Below are 19,277 nucleotides of genomic sequence, written 5' to 3'. Positions count from 1 at the left end.
CAAGCGCCCCGGGCTCCCTATTCGATGAAGCAGATCCTTTCGTACTCCCTGCTCGCTGCCTCCCTTCTGGCGGCGATGCCCTCGGCCCATGCCCAGTTGATGCCGTCGGCCCAGCCGACCGTCGCGGGCGCGACCGCCGGCAACGGTTCCCTCGACCGCATCGTCGCGGTCGTGGAGGAAGACGTCATCCTGCAGAGCGAGCTGGACGAGGCGATCAACGCCATCGTCCGCCAGTACGCGTCGAATCCGGGCCAGTTGCCGCCGAAGGACGTCCTCGCCCGCCAGGTGCTCGACCGCCTCGTGCTGATGAAGCTCCAGGTCCAGCGCGCCAACGACCAGAACATCCATGTGTCCGACCAGGACATCGATCAGGCCGCCGGCAACGTCGCCCAGCAGAACAAGATGAGCCTCGACCAGCTGCGTGGCGCGGTGGAGCAGGACGGCTACAGCTATGCGGCGTTCCGCCAGCAGTTGTCCGACCAGATCATCGCCCAGAAGCTCCACGAAAGCGTCGTTCGCGACCAGGTCACGGTGACCGACGCCGAGGTCAACAACCTCCTGGCGAGCCCGAGCTACAAGGCGGGTGAAGTCCACCTCGCCCACATCGCGATCAGCACACCGGCCAACGGCGGCGCCAGCGATATCGCCGCGGCGCAGGCGAAGGCCGACGAGGCCATGAAGGCGATCAAGGGCGGCATGGACTTCAACGCCGCCGCCATCCGCTTCTCCGACGCCCCCGATGCACTCGACGGCGGCGACCTCGGCTGGCGCCGGCTCGACGAAGTGCCGCCGGCTTTCGCCGATGCGGTCGGCGGCCTCAAGCCGGGTGAGACCACCGGCGCGCTTCGCGGCCCCACCGGCTTCCACATCCTGAAGCTGGTCGACACGCGCGCCCCGGGCCGACAGATCGTCACCGAGTACCACGCCCGCCAGATCCTCATCAAGCCCTCCGAAATCGTGACCCCGGAGCAGGCGGAGAAAAAGGCGCAGGACCTCTACACGCGCATCGTCGACAAGAAAGAAGACTTCTCCAAGCTCGCCAAGGATGAGTCCAAGGACAACACCACGGCGAACAACGGCGGCGACATGGGCTGGTTCGCCAAGGACGCCTGGGGCCAGGCCATCGCCACCCAGATCGAACAGCTGAAGGACAACGAGGTCTCGCACCCCATCCAGACCGATGCAGGCTGGATCGTCCTGCAGCGCCTGGGCACCCGCCAGAGCGATCTCACCGATCAGCTGCAGCGTGATCAGGCCCGCCAGGCCATCGGCAACCGCAAGGCCGACGAGGCCTACGAGAACTACCTGCGCGAGCTGCGTTCCACGTCGTTCGTCGACATCCGCGTCCCCGAACTGAAGGACCCGGACGACAAGCAGGCGTCGGCCTCCACGCCGTAAGCCCGTCATGACCGCGACCACCCTGCCAAGGCTCGCCGTGACCGCCGGTGAGCCTGCCGGGGTGGGACCGGAACTGGTCGCCCGCCTGGCGGCCAGCGACTTTCCGGCGGACCTGGTCGCGATCACCGATCGCGCCCTCCTCGCTCGTGCCGCCGCGGCGACGGGCGTCGCCCTCCAGATCATCGACGATGATGGCCACCGCATCGCCACCCGGACACCGGGCAGCATCCGGGTACGTCACGTCCCGCTGGGCGCGCCGGAAGCCTGGGGCCACCCCGATCCACGCAACGCGCGGCATGTTCTCGACATGCTCGCCCTCGCGGCCGATGGCTGCGTCAGCGGCGAATTCGACGCCGTGGTGACCGGTCCGGTGCAGAAATCCAGCATCAACGAAGGCGGCGTGCCTTTCAGCGGCCACACCGAGTTCTTCGCCGAGCGTGCGGCTGCCGATGTGGTCATGATGCTTGCAAGCCCCGAGCTTCGCGTCACTCTGGCCACGACCCATCTCCCCCTCTCCGCCGTGCCTTCCGCTGTCACGCCCGAGCTCCTGGAGCGCACACTGCGCATCGTGGCGCGTTCGCTGCTCCGGGATTTCGGCATCGCCCGACCCCGCATCGCCGTGCTGGGCCTCAATCCGCACGCGGGCGAAGGCGGTCACATGGGGCGCGAGGAGCTGGACACGATCATTCCCCTGCTCGATCGCCTGCGCGACGAAGGCATGGAGCTCCTGGGCCCCCTGCCGGCCGATACCGCCTTCGTCCCAGCCATGCGTCACCGCTACGATGCCGTACTGGCGATGTATCACGATCAGGCATTGCCGGTACTCAAGAGCGAGGCGTTCGATCGCACGGTGAACGTCACGCTCGGCCTGCCCTACATCCGCACCTCGGTCGACCACGGCACCGCGCTGGATCTCGCCGGCACCGGCCACGCGGATCCCGCAAGCCTGTTCGCCGCGACCCGTCTCGCCATCGATCTCGCCCGCCACCGGGTCACACCATGAACGCACGCCCCAAAAAGAGCTTCGGACAGCACTTCCTGCACGACAAGCGCTACATCGACCGGATCGTCTCTTCCATCGCGCCGAAGGACGGTGACACCGTCGTCGAGATCGGCCCGGGCGAAGGTGCGATGACCTTGCCGCTGCTCGCCGTGGCCGGGCGAATGACGGCCATCGAGCTCGACACCGATCTCATTCCCGGCTTGCAGGCGCGGGCCGACGCCATCGGCGAACTGCGCATCGTGCATTCCGACGTGCTGAAGGTGGATTTCACCATGCTTGCCGCCGAACTGGGTGCCGGGCGACTGCGCATCGCCGGTAACCTGCCTTACTACATCTCCAGCCCGATCCTCTTTCATTGCGTCGAGCATGCGTCCGCGATCCAGGACATGCACTTCATGCTGCAGAAGGAAGTCGTCGACCGCATGGCGGCCGAGCCCGGCAGCAAGGTGTACGGGCGGCTCAGCGTCATGCTGCAGCTTGCCTGCAAGGTGACGCCGCTGTTCACGGTTCCACCGGGTGCGTTCCGCCCGCCACCGAAGGTCGATTCGGCCGTGGTCCGCCTCGTGCCGCTACCTCCCGAGCAGTTGCCCAAGGGCGATCCGGCCAGAATTCACGCCGTGGTGAAGGCGGCCTTCGCCATGCGCCGCAAGACGTTGTCGAACACGCTCAAGGGGCTGGTCGATGCGTCAACGATGCGTGAACTCGGGATCGACCCGCAGGCGCGCGCCGAGACGCTGGCACCCGGAGACTTCGTGAAGCTCGCAAACGCGGACTAACCGCGTTCAGGGCATACTTGCCCACCCCCTCCGCGTGCTCGACAATCCCTCCATGAACTCTAAACACCCCTACACGATCGACGTGGAGGTCGAAACCCGCTTCGTTCCCGACCAGTCGCAGCCGAAGGACAATCGCTACGTCTTCGCGTACACGATCACGCTCCGCAATGCGGGCGATTCCGGTGCGCAGTTGCTCACTCGTCACTGGGTGATCACCGATGCGAATGGCAAGGTCGAGGAAGTGCGCGGCGACGGCGTCGTCGGTGAGCAACCGTGGATGCGTCCGGGCGAGTCGTTCGAGTACACCTCGGGCGCCGTACTGGAGACATCGGTCGGCACGATGGAAGGCAGCTATCGCATGGTCGCGGATGACGGCACGCAATTCGATGCGCCTATCGCACCCTTCGTGCTTTCGATCCCGCGCACGCTCCACTAGGATCGAACCATGGAAAGCGTGCATGCCGGCAACGGCGCGATGGAGCGACTGGACTGATGGCCGTCTACGCGATCGGCGACGTCCAGGGTTGCTACCCCGAACTTCAGCGAATGCTGGAGAAGATCCGTTTCGACCCGTCGAACGACAAACTGTGGTTTTGTGGCGACCTCGTCAATCGCGGCGGTGAGTCGCTGGCCACGCTGCGACTGATTCACTCGCTGCGCGACAGCACCATCATCACGCTGGGCAACCACGACCTCTCGCTGCTGGCCATCGGCCAGCGACGCGAGGACGCGCAGCAACGGGTCAATCCCGAGTTGCGCGAGGTGCTCTTCGCCGAGGATGCGCCAGTGCTGCTCGAGTGGCTGCGCATGCAGAAGCTGCTGCACCACGACGAAACACTAGGCTGGACGATGATCCACGCCGGCATGGCGCCGATGTGGACGCTGCGACAGGCACAGCGCGCCGCGCTCGACGTCGAGCGCGAGCTGGGTGGTCCACGCCACCAGCGCCTGCTGAAAAACCTGTTCGGCAACCGCCCTCCGGGCTGGAACAACCGCCTGCAAGGTGTGGAACGGCACCGCGCCACGATCAATACGCTGACCCGCATGCGCTATTGCGATGTCAACGGACGCATCGACTTCGAGGGAAAGGGCACGCCGGGCACGCAGAAGCCGGGCATGTATCCGTGGTTCGAAGTACCGGGCATGCGTCGCCGCGAGACGAAGATCGTCTGCGGTCACTGGTCGGCTCTGGGTCGCTTCGCCGGTCTGGGCGTTTACGCCATCGATACCGGATGCGTCTGGGGCGGCCAGCTGACCGCGCTGCGGCTGGACACGGAAGAGCCGGAATACATCACGGTGAATGCCGAGCCGCACCGGCATAAGCCTAAGGGTGGCGGAGATTGAGCGGGTGCGGATTTAAGGTTTCGTAGGCTTTTCGCGCGCAGGGCGCGCTCCTACATTCTGCCCGACAAAAAACCCCGCCGATTGGCGGGGTTTTTCATGGGTCAGGTCAGCTGGCCGTGACAGTGCTTGTACTTCTTGCCCGAACCACAGGGGCAAGGATCGTTACGACCGACCTTCGGACCATCGTTGACGACGGACTGAACGACCGGCTCGGCGCCGACGTCGCTGCCGGCGGGAAGGCCCGCCGCCTGTGCATCGGCGTGCTGGTACTGCAGACGCTGGGCTTCAGCGGCACGCTGCTGCTCCGCTTCCATCGCCAGGACTTCGTCCTCGCTGCGGATGCGGATACGCGCAAGCATCTGCACCACTTCGCCCTTGATCCGGTCGAGCATCTCGGAGAACAGCTCGAACGACTCGCGCTTGAATTCCTGCTTCGGCTGCTTCTGCGCGTAACCACGCAGATAGATGCCCTGACGCAGGTAATCCATGCTGGCGAGATGTTCCTTCCAGGCGTTGTCCACGACCGAGAGCATCACGTGCTTCTCGAGCGAGCGCATGGTTTCGGCACCGATCTGCGCTTCCTTCTCGACGAACAGCGCATCGACCGCTTCACGCACATGGTCGAGGATGCCTTCAGCGTCGACTTCCTTCTGAGCTTCGACCCACTGCGGGAGGTCGAGCCGGAGGTTGAGTTCGCTGGCGAGCTCGCGATCCAGGCCGGCGAGGTCCCACTGGTCGTCGATGCTGTCGGCAGGCACGAACCGACGCACGAGCGCGACGACGACGTCCTGGCGGATGTCACCGATCATGTCGGAAATGTCGTCGATCTCGAGGAGCTCGTCACGCTGCGCGTAGATCACCTTGCGCTGGTCGTTGGCGACATCGTCGAAATCGAGGAGGTTCTTGCGGATATCGAAGTTGTGCTGCTCGACCTTGCGCTGGACCTTTTCGATCTGCCGCGTGATCAGACGGTCCTCGAGGGCCTCGTCTTCCTTCATGCCGAACATCTGCATCCAGCGACCGATACGCTCGCCGCCGAAGATGCGCATCAGGTTGTCCTGAAGCGACAGGTAGAAGCGCGAGGAACCGGGATCGCCCTGACGGCCCGAACGGCCGCGCAACTGGTTGTCGATACGACGCGACTCGTGACGCTCGGTGCCGATGATGTGCAGACCGCCCGAGGCGAGCACCTGCTCGTGGCGCTTCTTCCAGTCCGCCCGGACCTTCTGCTTCTCGACGTCGGACGCATCCTCCGGCAACGTGGCCAGCGCGGCCTCGAGGCTGCCACCGAGCACGATATCGGTACCGCGACCCGCCATGTTGGTGGCGATGGTGACCGAACCCGGCGCACCGGCCTGCGCGACGATGTGCGCTTCGCGCTCATGCTGCTTGGCGTTGAGGACCTCGTGCGGAATGCGCTCCTGCTTGAGCAGGCCCGAGACCAGCTCAGACACGTCGATGGACGCCGTGCCGACGAGGACGGGCTGACCGCGCTCGTGGCAGGCCTTGATGTCCGCGATGACCGCTTTGTACTTCGCATCCGGACCGAGGAACACGGAATCCGGATTGTCCACACGGACCATCGGCTTGTGCGTCGGAATCACGACGACTTCGAGGCCGTAGACGGTCTGGAATTCGTAGGCTTCCGTGTCCGCCGTACCGGTCATGCCGGCCAGCTTCTTGTACATGCGGAACAGGTTCTGGAACGTCACCGTCGCCAGCGTCTGGTTCTCGCGCTGAATGGGCACGCCTTCCTTCGCTTCGACCGCCTGGTGCAGGCCGTCGGACCAGCGACGACCCGCCAGCGTACGGCCGGTGAATTCGTCGACGATGATGACTTCGCCGTCGCGCACGATGTAATCGACGTCACGCTGGTAGATGCCGTTGGCACGCAGCGCGGCATTGAGGTGATGCACCACCGCCAGGTTCTTGGAGTCGTAGAGGCCACTGTCGGCCTCGATGACACCCGCCTCGCGCAACAGCTGCTCGGCGTGCTCCATGCCCTCTTCGGACATGTGCACCTGCTTCTGTTTTTCGTCGACCATGTAGTCGCCGGCACCGTCTTCTTTTTCCTGACGGTTGAGGCGCGGCACGATCTTGTTCACCGCGATATAGAGCTGCGGGGAGTCTTCCGCCGGGCCGGAGATGATCAGTGGGGTACGGGCTTCGTCGATCAGGATCGAGTCGACTTCGTCGACGATGGCGTAGTGCAGGCCGCGCTGGTTGCGCTGTTCCTTGCTGAGCGCCATGTTGTCGCGCAGGTAGTCGAAGCCGAATTCGTTGTTGGTGCCGTAGGTGATATCGGACTGATAGGCCGCACGCTTGTCTGCGTGGTCCATACCCGGATACACCACGCCGACCGAGAGGCCGAGGAAGTTGTAAAGCTTGCCCATCTGCGCCGAGTCACGACGCGCCAGGTAGTCGTTGACCGTGACGACATGGACGCCCTTACCCTCCAGGGCGTTCAGGTATACCGGCAGCGTACCGACGAGGGTCTTGCCCTCACCCGTGCGCATTTCGGCGATCCGGCCGGAATGCAGCACCATGCCGCCGATCATCTGGACATCGTAGTGGCGCATGCCGAGCACACGCCTGGCCGCCTCACGGGTGACCGCGAACGCCTCGGGCAACAGCTTGTCGAGGGTCTCGCCGGCAGCGATCCTGCCGCGGAACTCCTCGGTCTTCCCGCGCAGCTCATCGTCGGAAAGTTTTTCGAATTCGGGCTCCAGGGCGTTGATGCGCTTGACCGTCTTGGACAGGTCGCGCAGCACACGCTCGTTACGGCTGCCGAAAATACTCGTCAGGGCACGATTGAACATCGATCATCCGGATCTGAAACGAAAAAAGACTGCCGGACGGCGCAAAGCCGACCGGCACGAAGGGACGATCATACTACGCCCGCCCCCGGCTTTCCTCGGGGTGGCGGCGAGCCGTGCCGGATTCAAGGCTGTCAGCGGTGACTGCGGACGAAAGCCAGCGGATTCACGACCTTATCGTGGTACCAGACCTCGAAATGGACGTGGGATCCCGTCGAACGGCCCGTGGAGCCGGCCTTGGCGATCACATCGCCGACGCGGACCCGCTGTCCCGGCCTGGCGACCAGGGCGCTGTTATGCGCATAACGGGTCATGTACCCATTGCCATGGTCGATTTCGATGACGTCGCCATAGCCGCTCCGCTGACCCGCGAAGGTGACCATCCCCTCCGCGACCGCCGTCACGGGCGTACCCGTAGGGGTGGCGATATCGATCCCGGTATGCCGGGCGCTGTGACCACTGAACGGGTCCGGGCGGCCGCCAAAATACGACGAGATGTACCCGTTCACCGGCATACCCGTGGGCCGCAGGCTGGACTCGATACTGCGATCCATCAGCATGTCGCGCAGGGCTTCGAGCTGCGCCTGCTGGGTGTCGAACTGCCCGGAGAGCTGGTCGATGCTCTTGTTCAGGGACTCCGGCAAGGTGTAGGCATCCGGCTCAGCGCCAGTGGTCACTTCAGGACCGCCCTGGCCGGGCTCCTCGTCGAAATTGAATTCGCCATCGTCCAGTTTGCCGACCTGGGTCAGCCGCTCGCCCAAGGCGTTCAACCGGACCGATTGTGCCTGGAGCTGCCCAAGCTTGACGGCAAGTGCGTCGAGGTCCCGCTGGGCATCACGCTTGATCTGAGCGACCTGTGCGTTCTGGTCGCCCACCTCGCGCTGCAAGCCATGGATGTCGCCCATGGCGCGATCCCGAGGGCTGGCGACGGTAAGTGCGATGCCGGCGCCGACACCGGCGATGCCGACGATGCCCGCGAGCACCATCGCGGCCATTTTGCAGCGCAGGCGCCTGCAGGAGAGGTCGAGCGTTTTCGGCCCTTTCTGGCCGCGTGACACGAGTATGATCTGCATACGTTCCACATCGAATAGTTAAGCCGGTCCATGCCACCGCCGTCCAAACCGTCCCGTCATGCCACGCGCGGACTCAAGTCCATCGTGGAAGTGGGACCTGTCGTCTCGCTCGCCACCCGGGCGCGCGAACTCGACCAGCTGGACCGCCAGTTGCGCGCGACACTGCCTGCACCGATGCGTGACCAGATCCGTTTTGCGGACCTGCGCGATGGCCGGCTCGTCTTCCTTGCGCCCTCGTCAGCCTGGGCTTCGCGAGTGCGCCTGTACCAGACGCAGATCCTCGAAGCCGCCCGCGCCATCGGCGCAAAGGCCCACTCGGTTGCCGTGAAAGTGGCCCCGCTGCCGCCCGAGGAAGTCATCCCCGACCGGCATAAACCGCTTTCCACCGAAGCAGCCCGTCATCTACGGTCCGCCGCGGCATCACTCTCCGATCCCACGCTGCGGGATCTTTTTCTGTATCTGGCACTCCAGGCCGAAAACGAAGATTAATCCGTTACTTACGACCCGGGATGCGGGTCCGTAAGTACCACCGCATCCCGCGAGGTGGCGAACTTTATAGCACGCCTCTACCGGGCGAACACCTAAATTGCACATAAAGTTCACGGGGTGAGGTGACGGTCATGGGTGTTTTTGATGGTTTTGCTGCCTGGGGCCCAGGCTTTCGAGGGCTCGGCTTCGCCGTCGCGTTTGGCTTTGTCGCGGCGTGCGGTGAGGTCGGGAAGAGCCGGCGGGCGCCACCCTCGCGTCCACGCCTGCGGCGACCCCTCAGGGAGGGCCGCTACCGCGGCCGTATCTCAATGGCCTTCGGCCGGGTCGGGCTCCGACTGGGGGTTTTCGAGTCGGCTGTCCCTGCCTCCCCGAAAACGGCCGGTCATCCCTGACCGGCCCCGCTCTCGCGGCCTCTTCCAGTCGGAGCCCTCGCCTGCGGCTACCGGACGCGAGGGTGGCACCCGCCGGCTCTTTCGGACGGTGAGGCAGCGTGGGGTCGAGCGGCGGTGCGCTTCGTTGGTTGGGACCGCTCGCTTGCCTGGGGTGCATGGCCTCGTTCGCCTTAGTGAGGCTGAGGGTTCGCGAACACGGTTCGCTCCTACCGCACGGCGACCGCAATGGTGGGATACATGGCGGCCTGTAGGAGCGCGCCCTGCGCGCGAAAAGCCAACGAAGCGAAGAAGCCACACCCCGCTCGACCACCAACCCACCTCGGTACACCAAAGAGACGGCGGGGGTGACCCTCGAGGCCGGTAGCCGCAGGCGAGGGCTTCGACTGGACAAGGCCGCGCAGGCGGGGCCGGTCAGGGATGACCGGCCGTTTTCGGGGAGGCAGGGACAGCCGACTCGAAAACCCCCAGGCGAAGCCCGACCCGGCCGAAGGCCATTGAGATACGGCCGCGGTAGCGGCCCTTCCCTGAGGGGTCGCCGCAGGCGTGGCCTCGAGGGTCACACCCGCCGGCTCTCCAACGCGACGCCACACGCCGCGACAAGGCCAAACGCGATGGCGCAAGCCGAGCCCTCAAAGGCCAACCTCACCCACCCATAAAAAAAGCCGCGATCGCTCGCGGCTTCTCTCGTTTCGCTACGCCCCGGTGAGGCGTCGCCTTACACCGCCTGGGCGGGATGGGCGTAGGAGATCGGCGCCTTGGCCGGATCCTTGAAGCTGACTTCTTCCCACGCCGCGGCGTCGGCCATCAGACTGCGGAGAAGCTTGTTGTTGAGCTCGTGACCCGACTTGTGCGCGGAGTAAGCGCCGATCAGGCTGTGGCCCAGCATGTAGATGTCGCCGATGGCGTCGAGGATCTTGTGCTTGACGAACTCGTTGTCGTAACGGAGGCCGTCTTCGTTCAGCACACGGTAGTCGTCGAGTACGACGGCGTTGTCCATCGAGCCGCCGAGTGTGAGGTTGCGCTCGCGGAGCATTTCAATGTCACGCATGAAGCCGAACGTGCGGGCGCGGCTGACTTCCTTGACGAACGACGTCGTCGAGAAATCCATCTCGGCCTGCGAATTGCGCTTGTTGAACAGCGGGTGATCGAACTCGACGGAGAAGCCGACCTTGAAACCGTCGAACGGCTCCAGCCTGGCCCACTTGTCGCCGTCTTTCACGATCACCGGCTTCTTGATGCGGATGAAACGCTTGGCCGCGTCCTGCTCCTCGATGCCAGCGGACTGGATGAGGAAAACGAACGGACCCGCGCTGCCGTCCATGATCGGCACTTCCGGCGCCGAAAGGTCGACGTACGCGTTATCGATGCCGAGGCCGGCCATGGCCGAGAGCAGATGCTCCACCGTGGACACGCGGACGTCACCCTGGATCAGGGTCGTCGAGAGACGCGTATCACCGACATTCTCCGGGCGCGACTTGAGCTCGACCGGCGGATTGAGGTCGGTGCGGCGGAACACGATACCCGTGTTCGGCGCGGCCGGACGAAGCGTCATGTACACCTTGTCGCCGGTATGGAGGCCGACGCCGGTGGCGCGAATGATGTTCTTGAGCGTGCGCTGCTTGATCATGTTGGGTCGAACCTTGTTGGCAGCAGCCTAAAGTAGCGATCATGCTAACACAGTCTTAACCTCGGAAAAAACAAACCGGACGGTACAGTCCAGTGTTGCTTCACCGTTCCTTCAGCATCAGCTGCGATCCATTCTCATCTGGCCTGCGACTGAAACGTTCGTCCGTTCAATCACTTGCAAGTAACTGATATCACTTGCAGGTTTTCCTGAGGCTAAGCGGCGACGCTCCGCCACCCGGACGGGATGGCGGCGGAGCGTCGGGCGGTCCGACGTCGTGTCGGGCCGTCCTCACGTTTTCCTTAACGTGCCTGGATCTGCAAGTACCGCTCAGTCAGCCTGACGACGCAGGAACGCCGGGATATCGAGGTAATCGATCGCCGGCTCGGCGTTTTTCGAAGGTGCCGGTTCCGACCGGACCGACGGAACGGAGTCGGCCTGCGCGTAATCGACCACTTCGTTGCCGGTTCCCGTGCGCAGGACGACCGGGCGGGGACGCTGACGCATCTCCACCTGCTGCTGCACCGGCTGGCGAGCCGGCTGCTTGGACGAGGCCGCGGCACCGCCGCGGTTGAGGCCGGTGGCAACGACCGTCACGCGGACGTCGTCCTGCATTTCCGGGTCCAGCGAGGTGCCGATCACGACGGTCGCATCTTCCGAGGCGAAGTCGTGGATGACGCGGCCGATCTCGTCGAACTCGCGCATGGTCAGGTTGGGACCCGCCGTGACGTTGACCAGGATGCCGCAGGCGCCGGCCAGATTCACATCTTCCAGCAGCGGATTGTTGATCGCGGCTTCCGCGGCGGCCTGTGCGCGATCGTCGCCGCGGGCGGTGCCCGAGCCCATCATCGCCATACCCATTTCGCTCATGACGGTGCGGACGTCGGCAAAGTCGACGTTGATCAGGCCGGGGGCCGTGATCAGGTCGGCGATGCCCTGGACCGCGCCCTGCAGCACGTCGTTGGCCGCCTTGAACGCGTTGAGGAGCGTGACCTCACGACCGAGCACCGAGAGAAGCTTCTCGTTGGGAACGGTGATCAGCGAGTCGACATGCTGCGACAGGTCTTCAATACCCTTCAGGGCGACCTGCATGCGGCGACGGCCCTCGAACGGGAACGGCTTGGTCACGACCGCGACGGTCAGGATGCCCTTCTCTTTCGCCAGCTGCGCCACGACCGGAGCCGCACCCGTACCGGTACCACCGCCCATGCCGGCGGTGATGAAGACCATGTCCGCGCCTTCGAGCATTTCCTCGATGCGCTCGCGGTCTTCCAGCGCGGCCTGGCGGCCGACTTCCGGGTTGGCGCCGGCGCCGAGACCCTTGGTGACATTGCCACCCAGCTGAAGATGCGTGCGCGAGGCGCAGCTCTTCATCGCCTGGGCGTCGGTATTGGCGACGACGAACTCGACGCCTTCGATATTGGAATTGACCATGTGCGCCACGGCGTTGCCGCCGCCGCCACCCACGCCAATGACCTTGATGACCGCATTCGGTGCCAGCTTTTCGATGAGTTCAAACATTTCCCGTCCTCCGCAGAACTTTTAGTTTTTTTGGTTTATGTCCCTTGTCCGACTCCTGTCGGCCATGGGTTGCGGGCCATCCCTTGTGCCCCGGCGCCCCCCTTCCATCGGGCACCGACAATCCGGTGACTACTGCTTAGAAATTCTTGGTGAACCAGCTACGGAACTTCTCAACCATGCTGCCGACATTGCCGGCGGCGGAACTCGTGTGGCGCGCGCCGCCGGTCGACCGCGAGCCGTGCAGAAGCAGGCCCACGCCGGTCGAATGCAACTCGCTGGAGACGACATCGCCCAGGCCCGACACGTGCTGGGGCACGCCGATACGGACCATCTTGTGGAAGATTTCCTCCGCCAGTTCGAGCGCGCCTTCCATACGCGAGGCGCCTCCGGTCAGTACGATGCCGGCGGCGACGAGGCTCTCGTAACCCGAGCGACGCAGTTCGTCCTGCACCATCTCGAAGATTTCCTCGTAGCGGGCCTGCACCGACTGCGCGAGCGCCTGACGCGCGAGACGACGCGGCGGACGATCGCCCACGCTCGGCACCTGGATCGTTTCTTCCGCATGGGCAAGCTGGGCGAGCGCACACGCGTATTTGATTTTGATCTCTTCCGCGTGAGCGGTCGGTGTGTGCACGCCATACGCGATGTCGTTCGTCACCTGATCGCCACCGACGGGCAGCGACTTGGTGTAGCGAATCGCGCCCTGCGTATAGATGGCGATATCCGTCGTACCGGCACCGATATCGACGAGGCACACGCCGAGCTCGAGCTCATCTTCGGTCAACACCGCCTTCGCGCTGGCGACAGCGGCGGGCACGAGCTCGTCGACCGACAGACCGCAGCGCTGAATGCACTTGGAGATGTTCTGCACCGCGCTCGCCGCGCCCGTGACCAGATGCACGCTGGCCTCCAGACGCACGCCGCTCATGCCGACCGGATGACGGATACCGTCCTGACCGTCGATACGGTATTCCTGCGACTCCTTGTAGAGCACCTTGCGATCGGCCGGGATCGCCACGGCGCTGGCCGCTTCGAGTACCTGCTCCAGATCGGCCGACATCACCTCGCGGTCGCGGATGGCCGCGGTGCCGTGCGAGTTACGCGTTTCCAGATGGCTGCCGGAGATCGAGGCGTACACCGAACGGATATCGCAGCCGGCCATCAGCTCGGCCTCTTCGACCGCGCGCTGGATCGAGTGGACCGTCGATTCGATGTCGACCACCGAGCCACGCTTCATGCCGCGCGAGACGTGCGTGCCGATACCGATGATTTCGATGGCTTCACCCGGCTCGTATTCGCCGACGATGGCGACGACCTTCGACGTTCCGATGTCGAGGCCGACGACGAGCTGTTTGTCGTTCTTGTTTCTCATGATCCTGCTCAGCTTCCGACCTTGGGTGTGGCCGTGGTTTCCGGTTGCGGCCACCGGATGGCGAATCCGTTGGTGTAACGAAGGTCGGCGTAGGCGAAACCGCTGTGCCGACCGGCGACGAGTTGTGGGTAGACATCGAGGAAGCGGGCCAGACGGCGATCGGCCTGCTCGCGATCGCCGATGACGATTTCGGCGCCGCTCTCGGTCGTGACGCTCCAGCTGCCGCGCTCGCTGAGGCTGACGCCGACGATCGACAGGCCTGTCCTGCCCTCGAACGATTTCTGTGCCTGTGCGTAGAAGCTCACCACCTCGGCCAGACGCGAGTCCGGCCCACGCAGCCGCGGCAGGTCGCCCATCTGGTCGGCGCCCGGCGCGTCGAAGACGAGCCCCTGGCGGCTGATCAGACGGTCCTCGTTCCAGCGCGCGAACGGCTGGCGCTCGTAGATGCGTACCAAAAGCGTGTCGGGCCAGCGCTTGCGCACTTCCACCGACTCGACCCACGGCAGCGCACCGATCGAATGACGCACGGTTTCCAGATCCGTCGCGAAGAAGCCCTTGCCGAGGCTCGGCAGCACGGCGCTGCGGATCTGTTCGGCGCTGACGTGCGCGAACTCCGCTTCGACCTTGAGCTGCGTCACCGGCCAGCGGCCGACGGCGAACCAGCCCTGCATCACGCCGACCACGGGCAACACCACCAGTGTGATGGCGATTCCCCAGGCGACCAGACGCGTGGCGGCGGAACCCTTCATGCGCGGGCGGCCTCCCGTTCCATCGAGGTTTCCAGCACGCGCCAGCACAGACCCGCATAGTCGAGGCCCGCGACGGCGGCAGCCTTGGGGACCAGCGAATGCGAGGTCATGCCGGGCGCCGTATTCACTTCGAGCAGCCAGTTCTTGCCATGGCGATCGCGCATGACGTCGACGCGGCCCCAGCCGAAGCAGTCGACCGCGTCGAAGGCCTGCAGCGCGAGCGCGCGCATGGCTTCCTCGGCTTCGCCCGACAGGCCAGGCACGATGTACTGGGTGTCTTCCGCCACGTACTTGGCGTTGTAATCGTAGTAATCGCCCTTGGGCACGATCTTGATGGTGGGCAGCACTTCGCGACCCAGGATGCCGACGGTGTATTCGCCGCCCTCGCTCGCATCGCCCTCGATCAGGGTTTCCATCAGCATGTCGCCGGGATAGCGGCGCGCCAGTTCGACGGCGGCATCGAGACCGGCTTCATCGAACACACGCGTCACGCCGACGCTGGAACCTTCCCATGCCGGCTTCACGATCAGCGGAAAGCCGACGTCACGGGCGGCGGCGTGTACGTCCGCACCGCGCGGCAGCGCCTTGAACTTCGGGGTCGGCAGGCCGAGTGCGATCCACACCTGCTTGGCGCGGACCTTGTCCAGCGACAGCGCCGAACCGAGCACGCCGGAGCCGGTATACGGCACGCCGAGCGACTGCAACGCGCCCTGCAACTCGCCGTTCTCACCACCCGCGCCGTGCAGGATGTTGAACACGCGTGCGAAGTGACCCGCGCGCACCGCGTCGAGCAAGGCCGGGATACCGTCGATCGGATGCGCGTCGACGCCCAGCGAACGCAGCGCTTCGAGCACGCCGCGACCGGAGTCGAGCGACACCTCGCGCTCGGCGGAGTTACCACCCAGCACGACGGCCACGCGGCCGAAATCGGCGGCGTCGGTGACGATGCGGGGGAAACGGGTCGTGCTCATCACTTGCTTGTCCTCAGGTTGCCGGCGCTGGCCAGCTCGATGGCCGCCGCGCCGATATCGCCGGCGCCCAGCAGCATGATCAGGTCGCCGTCGCGCGCCAGCGCGGACAGCGTGGCGCGAAGGTCGCGCGGATGGTCGACGAGCACCGGGTCGGTCTTGCCACGGGCACGGATAGCGCGCGCGAGGGCCTTGCCATCGGCGCCCGCGATCGGCGATTCGCCTGCGGGATACACCTCGGTCAGCACCAGCACATCGACCTCGGCCAGAACCTTGGCGAAGTCGTCGAGCAGGTCGCGCGTACGGCTGTAGCGGTGCGGCTGGAAGGCCACGACCAGACGGCGGTCCGACCAGCCGCCGCGCGCCGCGGCGAAGACGGCGGCCAGTTCGCGCGGGTGATGACCGTAGTCGTCGACGAGCAGCGCGCTGCCGCTGTCGAGCGCGATCTCACCGCGACGATGAAAACGACGACCCACGCCTTCGAAACGTGCCAGCGCACGCGCGATGGCCTCCGCTTCGACGCCCAGCTGCCAGCCCACGGCCGCCGCGGCGAGCGCGTTCTGCACGTTGTGCCGGCCTGGCAGATTCAGCGTCACCGGCAGCGCGTCGACCCTGCCCGGCAGATGCAGGTCGAAATGCATTTCGAAGCCGAGCTGGCGCACGTTGGTGGCCGTCACGTCCGCGGCGGCGTTGTCGATACCGTAAGTGAGCAGGCGGCGCGAGGTGTCTTCCGCGAGCTTCGCCGTCTCTTCGTCGTCGATGCAGAGCACCGCCATGCCGTAGAACGGCAGCCGATGCAGGAAGTCGCTGAAGGCCTTCTTCACCAGCGCGAAGTCGCCCTGGTAGTTCTCGAGGTGATCGGCGTCGATATTGGTGACGACGGCGATGACCGGCGACAGCATCAGGAAGGAACCGTCCGACTCGTCGGCCTCGGCGACCAGGTACTGGCCCGTGCCCAGACGGGCATTCGCACCGGCGGCGTTGAGCTGGCCGCCGATCACGAAGGTCGGGTCGTAGTCGGCTTCCGCCAGCACGCTCGCGACGAGGCTGGTGGTGGTCGTCTTACCGTGCGTTCCCGCGATCGCGATGCCGCGACGGAAACGCATCAGCTCGCCGAGCATCTCGGCACGCGGCACCACGGGAATGCGTGCGGCACGTGCGGCGACCAGCTCGGGATTGTCCTGACGGATCGCGCTGGACGTGACGATCACGTCCGCGCCGTCGATGTTCGACGCCTCGTGACCGACGTGCACCTCGACGCCGAGCTTGGCCAGACGCTCCGTGGTCGTCGAATGCGCGCGGTCGGAGCCGGACACGCTGTAGCCGAGGTTGGCCAGTACTTCGGCGATACCGCTCATGCCGACGCCGCCCACGCCGATGAAGTGGACACGGCGGAACGAGGTCATGAAATCGTCGTGGGCGCGCAAACGACCGGGCGTCATGCGGAAACCTCCATGCAATGACGGGCAATCGTGGATGCGGCGTCGGGCTTGGCCAGCGTACGGGACGCATTGGCCGCGGAAAGGATCTGCTGGCGGTCCAGCAGCATGTCGTAGAGCAGACGGGCCAGCGCTTCGGGAGAGCCGGCCTGGTTCAGCGCCTTGTCGGCGATGACGTGAGCGCCACCGGCGTCGACCATCGCGCGCGCGTTCACCGTCTGGTGGTCGTCCACCGCATGCGGGAACGGCACGAGCAGCGCTTCGAGGCCCGCGGCGCAGAGTTCGGCCACGGTCAGCGCGCCGGCGCGGCACACCACCACGTCCGCCCACTCGTACGCACCGGCCATGTCTTCGATAAAGGGGACGACGTTGGCCGCGACGCCGGCGTCGACATAGGCCGTGCGCGCTTCGTCGAGGCCGCGCTCGCCGGTCTGGTGGACGACTTCAGGCTCGCAGGCCGACAGATGCGCGTCAGCACGCATGAACGCCAGCGCCTTCGGCACGGCCAGATTCAGGGTGCGCGCACCAAGACTGCCGCCGAGAACGAGCAGGCGGGGGCGACCGGCACGACCGTCCATGCGCTGCGCCGGCGGCGGCAGCGCGGCGATGCGCGCACGTACCGGATTGCCGACCCACTCGCCGTTCGGCAGCACGTTGGGAAAGCCGGTGAGCACCTTTTTCGCGAAGCCGGCGAGCTTGCGGTTGGTGAAGCCGGCTACCGCGTTCTGTTCGTGCACGACCAGCGGAATGCCCGCGATACGCGCCGCCACGCCGGCGGGGCCCGCCACGTAGCCACCCATCGAAAGCACACAGGCCGGACGCAGGCGGCGCAGCAGCCTGAGCGAAGCGAGCAGCGCACGCGCCAGCATCACCGGCGCCATCACGCGCGTCTTCATGCCTTTGCCGCGCAGGCCACCGACGGCCACCGTGTGCAGGTCGAGGCCATGCGCGGGCACCACGCGGGTCTCCATGCCGCCTTCGGCACCGAGCCACGCGACGGGGACGCCGCGCGAGCGCAGTTCGTCGGCCACGGCAAGGCCGGGGAAGATGTGGCCGCCGGTACCGCCGGCCATGATCAGCACGGGGCGGCTCATGCGGCACCGCCATAGGCCGCCGAATCCGGCACGGCATTGGCCGGCAGGCGCACGGCGGTCTGCCGCGCGTCTTCGGCGCGGTTGATTTCGAACGTGGCGCGCAGCAGCACACCGACCATCGCGCAGGTCATCAGCACGGACGAGCCGCCCGAGCTGATCAGCGGCAGGGTCAGGCCCTTGGTCGGCAGCACGCCGAGATTCACGCCGATGGAGACCATCGCCTGGAAGCCGAGCATCAGCGAGATGCCGTAGGCGACGTAACCGGAGAAGCGCTGACCGAGCTCGACGCCCTTCAGTCCCATGTAGAGACCCCGGCCGACCAGCACGATGTAAAGGAAGATGACCGTGACGATGCCCGCCAGGCCGAGCTCCTCGGCGAGCACGGCAAGGATGAAGTCCGTATGCGCCTCGGGCAGGTAGAACAGTTTCTGCACGCTGGAACCCAGACCCACACCCGTCCACTCACCGCGCCCCACGGCGATCAGCGCCTGGGTCAGCTGGAAGCCGTCGTTGAACGGATCCTTCCACGGATCGAGGAACGAGGTGAGGCGCTTGATGCGGTAATCCTCGGCGGTCGCCGCATAAATCAGGGCGGGAACCAGGGGCGTCGCCAGCACGAGAAGGTTGCGCATGCGCGCACCCGCCAGCCAGACCATGCCGACCGTGGTCGCGACCACCAGCGCCGCCGAACCGAAGTCGGGCTGTGCCAGCAGCAACAGCACGATGAGACCGGCCACGGCCACCGGCTTGACCACGCCGAACAGGTCGTACTCCACGCCTTCGCGGTGACGGACCAGGTAGCTCGACAAATAGCCGACGAGGATCAGCTTCACCGCCTCGACCGGCTGGAAGCTGGTGACCAGCAGGTTGACCCAGCGACGTGCGCCGTTGATGCGCATGCCGAATACCGGCAGGAACACCATCAGCAGCATGATGATGCCGACCAGCAGCAGCAGGAAGCTGTGCTTCTCCAGCGTCTTCAGTTCCGTACGCATCGCGGCGCCGGCCAGGCAGCCACCGAGCACGAGAAACACGAGATGGCGCTTGAGGTAGTAGAAGGCGCCCTGGTGCGAGCCGTCGGCCACGGCGATCGAACTGGACGTGACCATGATCACGCCCAGCGTCGCGAGCGCGAGCGCCGCCAGGAGCAACGGGAGATCGAAGCTCCCGCGGGGACCCTGGCGGCGTTTGGCCTGCTTGTTTCCGAAGCCGAACATGA

At 65.6% G+C, this 19,277-nt stretch carries 16 protein-coding genes; 6 read left to right on the top strand and 10 right to left on the bottom strand.

The genetic code is table 11. The features are described 5' to 3' along the window. The first annotated feature begins 24 nt into the window (after window positions 1–24). The 5 genes from B5X73_RS02960 to B5X73_RS02940 are packed head-to-tail and all read left to right on the top strand — an operon-like array spanning window position 25 to window position 4,521. The gene (locus B5X73_RS02960; protein ID WP_036110498.1) at window positions 25–1,398 is read left to right on the top strand and encodes a peptidylprolyl isomerase; all 1,374 of its coding nucleotides are present in this window, start codon (window positions 25–27) and stop codon (window positions 1,396–1,398) included. Window positions 1,399–1,405: 7 nt separating this feature from the next. Further along, window positions 1,406–2,401 (top strand): 4-hydroxythreonine-4-phosphate dehydrogenase PdxA, encoded by a 996-nt coding sequence (gene pdxA / locus B5X73_RS02955; RefSeq protein ID WP_079520503.1) that lies wholly within the window; start codon window positions 1,406–1,408, stop codon window positions 2,399–2,401. Then, window positions 2,398–3,177, top strand: a complete 780-nt coding sequence (gene rsmA / locus B5X73_RS02950) for a 16S rRNA (adenine(1518)-N(6)/adenine(1519)-N(6))-dimethyltransferase RsmA (RefSeq protein WP_079520502.1) — start codon at window positions 2,398–2,400, stop codon at window positions 3,175–3,177. Before pdxA ends, rsmA begins: the two co-directional genes overlap by 4 nt. A gap of 52 nt (window positions 3,178–3,229) precedes the next feature. Continuing rightward, on the top strand, window positions 3,230–3,613 hold the full coding sequence (gene apaG / locus B5X73_RS02945) for a Co2+/Mg2+ efflux protein ApaG (protein WP_036110491.1): 384 nt from the start codon (window positions 3,230–3,232) through the stop codon (window positions 3,611–3,613). A gap of 56 nt (window positions 3,614–3,669) precedes the next feature. Then, window positions 3,670–4,521, top strand: coding sequence for a symmetrical bis(5'-nucleosyl)-tetraphosphatase (locus B5X73_RS02940; protein ID WP_036110488.1), 852 nt, complete (start codon window positions 3,670–3,672; stop codon window positions 4,519–4,521). A 101-nt stretch (window positions 4,522–4,622) separates the two neighbouring features. Here the strand turns inward: B5X73_RS02940 and secA are convergent, their stop codons facing one another. Then, window positions 4,623–7,340, bottom strand: a complete 2,718-nt coding sequence (gene secA, locus B5X73_RS02935) for a preprotein translocase subunit SecA (protein ID WP_079520501.1) — start codon at window positions 7,338–7,340, stop codon at window positions 4,623–4,625. Between the two features lie 131 nt (window positions 7,341–7,471). Beyond that, window positions 7,472–8,410 (bottom strand): M23 family metallopeptidase, encoded by a 939-nt coding sequence (locus B5X73_RS02930; RefSeq protein ID WP_036110481.1) that lies wholly within the window; start codon window positions 8,408–8,410, stop codon window positions 7,472–7,474. A 30-nt stretch (window positions 8,411–8,440) separates the two neighbouring features. Between B5X73_RS02930 and B5X73_RS02925 the strand changes: the two genes are divergently transcribed. Then, window positions 8,441–8,899: a DciA family protein gene (locus B5X73_RS02925; RefSeq protein WP_079520500.1), complete on the top strand. Its 459-nt coding sequence runs from the start codon at window positions 8,441–8,443 to the stop codon at window positions 8,897–8,899. Between the two features lie 1,107 nt (window positions 8,900–10,006). Here the strand turns inward: B5X73_RS02925 and lpxC are convergent. The 8 genes from lpxC to ftsW form a co-directional block, all read right to left on the bottom strand. Beyond that, window positions 10,007–10,918, bottom strand: coding sequence for a UDP-3-O-acyl-N-acetylglucosamine deacetylase (lpxC, locus tag B5X73_RS02920; RefSeq protein WP_036110475.1), 912 nt, complete (start codon window positions 10,916–10,918; stop codon window positions 10,007–10,009). 327 nt (window positions 10,919–11,245) lie between these two features. Then, window positions 11,246–12,436: a cell division protein FtsZ gene (ftsZ, locus tag B5X73_RS02915; protein WP_036110474.1), complete on the bottom strand. Its 1,191-nt coding sequence runs from the start codon at window positions 12,434–12,436 to the stop codon at window positions 11,246–11,248. A gap of 136 nt (window positions 12,437–12,572) precedes the next feature. Then, window positions 12,573–13,808 carry a cell division protein FtsA gene (gene ftsA / locus B5X73_RS02910; RefSeq protein WP_036110472.1) on the bottom strand — a complete coding sequence of 412 codons (1,236 nt, stop codon included), beginning with the start codon at window positions 13,806–13,808 and terminating at the stop codon, window positions 12,573–12,575. Window positions 13,809–13,816: 8 nt separating this feature from the next. Beyond that, on the bottom strand, window positions 13,817–14,557 hold the full coding sequence (locus tag B5X73_RS02905; RefSeq protein WP_036110469.1) for a cell division protein FtsQ/DivIB: 741 nt from the start codon (window positions 14,555–14,557) through the stop codon (window positions 13,817–13,819). After that, window positions 14,554–15,528, bottom strand: a complete 975-nt coding sequence (locus B5X73_RS02900; protein WP_079520499.1) for a D-alanine--D-alanine ligase — start codon at window positions 15,526–15,528, stop codon at window positions 14,554–14,556. Before B5X73_RS02900 ends, B5X73_RS02905 begins: the two co-directional genes overlap by 4 nt. Continuing rightward, window positions 15,528–16,967: a UDP-N-acetylmuramate--L-alanine ligase gene (murC, locus tag B5X73_RS02895; protein ID WP_043695767.1), complete on the bottom strand. Its 1,440-nt coding sequence runs from the start codon at window positions 16,965–16,967 to the stop codon at window positions 15,528–15,530. Before murC ends, B5X73_RS02900 begins: the two co-directional genes overlap by 1 nt. Further along, on the bottom strand, window positions 16,964–18,058 hold the full coding sequence (murG, locus tag B5X73_RS02890) for an undecaprenyldiphospho-muramoylpentapeptide beta-N-acetylglucosaminyltransferase (protein WP_079520498.1): 1,095 nt from the start codon (window positions 18,056–18,058) through the stop codon (window positions 16,964–16,966). Before murG ends, murC begins: the two co-directional genes overlap by 4 nt. Then, on the bottom strand, window positions 18,055–19,275 hold the full coding sequence (gene ftsW / locus B5X73_RS02885) for a putative lipid II flippase FtsW (protein ID WP_079520497.1): 1,221 nt from the start codon (window positions 19,273–19,275) through the stop codon (window positions 18,055–18,057). The genes murG and ftsW overlap by 4 nt, the downstream gene beginning before the upstream one ends. Window positions 19,276–19,277: the final 2 nt, after the last annotated feature.

Origin of the sequence: Luteibacter sp. 22Crub2.1 (assembly GCF_900167995.1) — a bacterium.
GTDB lineage: Bacteria > Pseudomonadota > Gammaproteobacteria > Xanthomonadales > Rhodanobacteraceae > Luteibacter > Luteibacter mycovicinus.
Note: the sequence above shows the minus strand (reverse complement) of the source record. Positions and strands in the feature narration are given on the sequence as shown.

Coding starts and splice junctions, on each gene's coding strand:
- B5X73_RS02930 (WP_036110481.1), bottom strand. CDS start 8,410: ATGCAGATCATACTCGTGTCACGCGGCCAGAAAGGGCCGAAAACGCTC.
- rsmA (WP_079520502.1), top strand. CDS start 2,398: ATGAACGCACGCCCCAAAAAGAGCTTCGGACAGCACTTCCTGCACGAC.
- B5X73_RS02940 (WP_036110488.1), top strand. CDS start 3,670: ATGGCCGTCTACGCGATCGGCGACGTCCAGGGTTGCTACCCCGAACTT.
- apaG (WP_036110491.1), top strand. CDS start 3,230: ATGAACTCTAAACACCCCTACACGATCGACGTGGAGGTCGAAACCCGC.
- murC (WP_043695767.1), bottom strand. CDS start 16,967: ATGACGCCCGGTCGTTTGCGCGCCCACGACGATTTCATGACCTCGTTC.
- B5X73_RS02900 (WP_079520499.1), bottom strand. CDS start 15,528: ATGAGCACGACCCGTTTCCCCCGCATCGTCACCGACGCCGCCGATTTC.
- ftsW (WP_079520497.1), bottom strand. CDS start 19,275: ATGTTCGGCTTCGGAAACAAGCAGGCCAAACGCCGCCAGGGTCCCCGC.
- B5X73_RS02925 (WP_079520500.1), top strand. CDS start 8,441: ATGCCACCGCCGTCCAAACCGTCCCGTCATGCCACGCGCGGACTCAAG.
- secA (WP_079520501.1), bottom strand. CDS start 7,340: ATGTTCAATCGTGCCCTGACGAGTATTTTCGGCAGCCGTAACGAGCGT.
- lpxC (WP_036110475.1), bottom strand. CDS start 10,918: ATGATCAAGCAGCGCACGCTCAAGAACATCATTCGCGCCACCGGCGTC.
- B5X73_RS02960 (WP_036110498.1), top strand. CDS start 25: ATGAAGCAGATCCTTTCGTACTCCCTGCTCGCTGCCTCCCTTCTGGCG.
- ftsZ (WP_036110474.1), bottom strand. CDS start 12,436: ATGTTTGAACTCATCGAAAAGCTGGCACCGAATGCGGTCATCAAGGTC.
- murG (WP_079520498.1), bottom strand. CDS start 18,058: ATGAGCCGCCCCGTGCTGATCATGGCCGGCGGTACCGGCGGCCACATC.
- ftsA (WP_036110472.1), bottom strand. CDS start 13,808: ATGAGAAACAAGAACGACAAACAGCTCGTCGTCGGCCTCGACATCGGA.
- pdxA (WP_079520503.1), top strand. CDS start 1,406: ATGACCGCGACCACCCTGCCAAGGCTCGCCGTGACCGCCGGTGAGCCT.
- B5X73_RS02905 (WP_036110469.1), bottom strand. CDS start 14,557: ATGAAGGGTTCCGCCGCCACGCGTCTGGTCGCCTGGGGAATCGCCATC.